The 1,060-nt window shown below is 35.0% G+C and carries 1 protein-coding gene; it reads left to right on the top strand.

The genetic code is table 11. The annotated features are described in order from the left end of the window. Positions 1-106 precede the first annotated feature (106 nt). Positions 107-1,060: hypothetical protein (locus AC1DND_RS28435; protein ID WP_477586269.1), on the top strand; the 954-nt coding region annotated here is incomplete at its 3' end.

Here is a 1,060-nt window from a genome sequence, read left to right as displayed (position 1 = left end):
CAATCGGAGACTGGGAAAGGTGAAGAATTAGTAGGCGGTAATTATTTTTTATTTCAAGAATTTTCATGTTAAAACCATTATATTTATTTCAAATTTTAACGTTCTCATGAATTTCAATTTTTCTCGGGTTATGATCCCGATATTTACAATATGTTTTTTCTTTCAGTCTTGCCGGAAAGAAAGAGTTGAATCAAACCCCCAATTTATTGGTATTGAACAGTCGCAAATTCAATCCTTTTTTGACCATTACAAAAAACAGAATGTTTACTTTGCTGGGGAAGGACAATCTTATCAACTTGATTGGAGTAATGCAGTAATAAAGAAGTCCGGTGGAGAGGAGTTTTTGCAATTTAAAGTAACAGATGATGTGGATATAGTTTTTGCAAATGTCAATGACAAGCTTAGTTGTTACTACAACAAACACCAAGCTCTTATCGATAGTCAAAGTGGCAAGACTATTGACTTTGTGATATCTGTCAATCTCGAAGATGGTAAAGAGTATATTGCAGCATATTTTAAACATAGACGCATGGTATTTTTACCTATTAATTTTTTCTTAAAAAAAATGACCTCGTCGATTATTGAAAATGGGAAGCGATCCTTGCAAAAAGAAACAAGTCATGAATCAACACTAAAAAATCAATTGCTTATGACGAGCTTTTGGCAACACGTACGTTGTTGGATCACATTTTCTGTTTGGAAGGAAAATGGTGAAGACGGACCAGGTTGTTATGGACTAGATTTACAGCAGGTATGGGACACTATAAAAGCCTTTGTAGTATCTGATGATTATAATTCCTACATTGCTCCCCCTGATTTTGGCTCAATTCAAAATCTTTTAAGTTGGGGAAATTCAACTGGTCTAGCCGATTATAGCGTTACATATTATTCACAATATTATGGTTACCAAACTCCAGATGGAAATGGCACGGTCGATCCTAACAATACGACAACTATCGGCGAAATAGGGGGAATAGTTGTTCCTCCTGATGTAAACCTTCTCATCGATTTAGTTAAGTTAGCTCCATCTGCTCAGGATTTCTTTTTGAACAAACCATTT

The organism is Pedobacter sp. 01N416, from assembly GCF_056399685.1.
Note: the sequence above shows the minus strand (reverse complement) of the source record. Positions and strands in the feature narration are given on the sequence as shown.